General features: G+C 72.1%; 4 protein-coding genes. All 4 read left to right on the top strand.

The features are described from left to right. Positions 1-1063 (top strand): spore photoproduct lyase family protein (locus tag FV222_RS22035; RefSeq protein ID WP_147815643.1); only part of this gene is annotated, 1063 nt, incomplete at its 5' end. A gap of 44 nt (positions 1064-1107) precedes the next feature. Beyond that, on the top strand, positions 1108-1662 hold the full coding sequence (locus FV222_RS22030; RefSeq protein ID WP_147762727.1) for a 2'-5' RNA ligase family protein: 555 nt from the start codon (positions 1108-1110) through the stop codon (positions 1660-1662). 14 nt (positions 1663-1676) lie between these two features. Next, entirely contained in the window at positions 1677-2435 is a 759-nt protein-coding gene (locus FV222_RS22025) for a phosphatase PAP2 family protein (protein WP_147762726.1), read from the top strand. A gap of 119 nt (positions 2436-2554) precedes the next feature. After that, positions 2555-2865: PilZ domain-containing protein (locus FV222_RS22020; protein WP_187277419.1), on the top strand; the 311-nt coding region annotated here is incomplete at its 3' end.

The following is a 2865-nucleotide window of genomic DNA, read 5'->3' as shown; positions in this document are numbered from 1 at the left end:
CCGGCCGGCGCGCCTGTGGCGACCGCGGCGCGTGCTGGTGACGCCGGCTGCCCTGGAGCACACGCACGGACGGGCGATGCTCGCCCGCGCGGAGGCGCAGGGCATCCCAGTCGAACGCCTGGCCGCCAACCGCCTCACCGGCCTGCGCCACGCCGACCCGCGCCGGGCCTACGTCGAGGCGAAGGCGACGCTCGCCCTCGTCGTGGCGCCGCCGACCAAGCTCCGGCTGCAGCCGATCCCGCCCTCGGCCGACTGGCGCTTCGACCTGGCCGAGGGCTGCCCGGCCCATTGCCAGTACTGCTACCTCGCCGGCTCGCTCTCCGGGCCGCCGGTGACGCGCGCCTACGCCAACCTCGACGCGATCCTCCGGAATCTCGAAGCTTACCTCGGCCAGGGCGCGGTCACCTCCGCCCAGGCCGAGCGGGCGCAGGAGGGCACCACCTTCGAGGCCTCGTGCTACACCGATCCGCTGGGCATTGAGCACCTCACCGGGTCGCTCTCGGCGGCGATCCGGCATTTCGGCGCCTGGGAGGCGCCGGTGCAATTGCGCTTCACCACCAAGTTCGCCGCCGTCGAGCCGCTGCTCGACCTTCCGCACCGCCGCCGCACCCGCATCCGGTTCTCGGTCAACGCCCGCGCCGCCACGCGCTACGAGGGCGGCACCGCGAGCCTCGACGCCCGGCTCGGGGCGATGCGGGCGGTGGCGCTGGCGGGCTATCCCGTCGGCCTCACCATCGCGCCGATCCTGCCGGTGCCGGACTGGGAGGCGGGCTACGCCGCGCTGATCCGCGAGGCGGCCGAGGCTTTGGCGGACGTGCCCGACCTCGACCTGACCGCCGAGCTGATCACCCACCGCTTCACGCCGGGCTCGAAGCAGGTGCTGCAGGGCTGGTATCCGGGCTCCGACCTGCCGCTCGACGAGGCCGGGCGCACGAAGAAGCTCACCAAGTTCGGCTCTGTGAAGTACGTCTTCCCCAAAGACGTGATGGGCGCGATGCGCGCCACCCTGTTCGCTGCGCTCGCCCGCGACCTGCCCGCCGCGCGAATCCTCTACTGGACCTGACCGCGCCCCGCGCCATCTTCGTTCGGCCGCGACCGAGAGCCCGCATGCCCGATACGCCGACACGAAACACCGGGGAGCCGGGCGCCGACGCGGCGCCGCTGATCCTGACGCTCGCCTTCGATGCGGGGACGTTCGCGCGGTTCGACGGCCTGCGCCGGCGCCACTTCCCGAAGGCGCTGAACCACATTCCGGCCCATGCCACGCTGTTCCACAACCTGCCGGGCGCGGCCGAGCCCGGGGTGCGCGAGACGATCGCGATGCTCGCCCGCACCGTGCCGCCGCCGGTGGTCGCGGTGACGGGCCTGCGCTTCACAGGCCGCGGGGTCGCCTACGTGCTCGAATCCGAGGCGCTGTCGGCGTTTCGCGCACGCCTGGCCAAGACCTTCGAGGCGCACCTCACGGCGCAGGACAAGCAGGGCTGGCGCCCGCACGTCACCGTGCAGAACAAGGTCGATCCCGAGACCGCCCGCGCGCTCCACGCCGCCCTCGCCGACGACTTCGCGCCGTTCCACTTCACCGCGCCGGCGACGCGGCTCTGGCGCTATCTCGGCGGCCCGTGGGCCGAGCGGGCGCAGTTCGCGTTCGGTGAGAACGCGTGAGCGGGATGTCGCCGATGCGTGCGCCCACCTTCGTCCGCCGCATCCCCTTCCTCTCCCACGCCACCTCCGTCTGGCTCCGGCTGCGCCTCAACGAGGTCGGGCCGCTGCTGGCGCTGATCTGCGTCAGCGGGCTCGGCTACGCGTTCTTCGCGCTCGCCCACGAGGTCGGCGAGGGCTCCACCGAGGCGCTCGACCGCCGGATCCTGCTGGCCCTGCGCAACCCCGCCGACCTCTCCGATCCGATCGGGCCGCCCTGGCTCGAAGAGACGATGCGCGACATCACCGGGCTCGGCAGCGTCTTCACCATCGTCCTCCTCACCGTGGCGGTGGCGGCCTACCTCGCCCTGTCGGGCAAGCGCCGGGTCGGCCTGTTCGTGGTCGGCGCGGTCGGCGGCGGCGAATTGGTCTCGACGGTGCTGAAGCTGTTCTATCACCGCCCGCGGCCGGACCTGGTGCCGCACGGCATGGACGTGTTCACCGCGAGTTTCCCAAGCGGGCACGCCATGATGTCGGCGATCGCCTACCTGACCCTGGCGACGCTGATCGCGCGGATCGACCGCCACCGCCGGGTCAAGGCGCTGGTGCTGGCGCTGGGCGTCGCCATGACCCTGCTGGTCGGGATCAGCCGGATCTATCTCGGCGTCCACTGGCCGAGCGACGTGCTGGCCGGCTGGTGCATCGGCGCCGCCTGGGCGGCTCTCTGCTGGTTCGTGGCGCTCCAGCTTCAGCGCAGCGGCGGCGTCGAGGCCCCCGACCCGCCCCCGCCCGAGTGACGCGCCGGCTGCGGCCAGGCGTTAAGCTTAACGAATGGTTACGCCTGACTCTAGGAAGCCTTTCATGCTTGGCTGCATTATCAAAGTAGCAACCTGAGATGGGAAACACGCCTGTGACCTTGACGACGCCCCCGATCGAGCGCCGCCAAAGTGATCGCCGTCGCGCCTGCTACGGCGGCACCCTGCGCATCGCGGCCTTCCTCCCCGAAGTCGAATGCCGCCTGCGGGATCATTCGCTCACCGGCGTCCGCATCGTGATCGCGGAGGACGTGGTTCTGCCGCGCGTCATCGACCTCACGGTGGCCTGCCGCGATCAGACCCGCCGCGCCGAGATCGTCTGGCGCAGCGGCACCCAGGCCGGCCTCGCCTTCCTCGAAGGACCGCCGCGCGAGGTCGCGACGGAGGTCGACGCGCGCGCCGCCTGGAACGC

Source organism: Methylobacterium sp. WL103 (assembly GCF_008039885.1).
In the GTDB taxonomy this organism is placed as follows: domain Bacteria; phylum Pseudomonadota; class Alphaproteobacteria; order Rhizobiales; family Beijerinckiaceae; genus Methylobacterium; species Methylobacterium cerastii.
The sequence above is the reverse complement of the archived record's forward strand: the minus strand, read 5'-3'. Positions and strand labels throughout refer to the sequence as shown.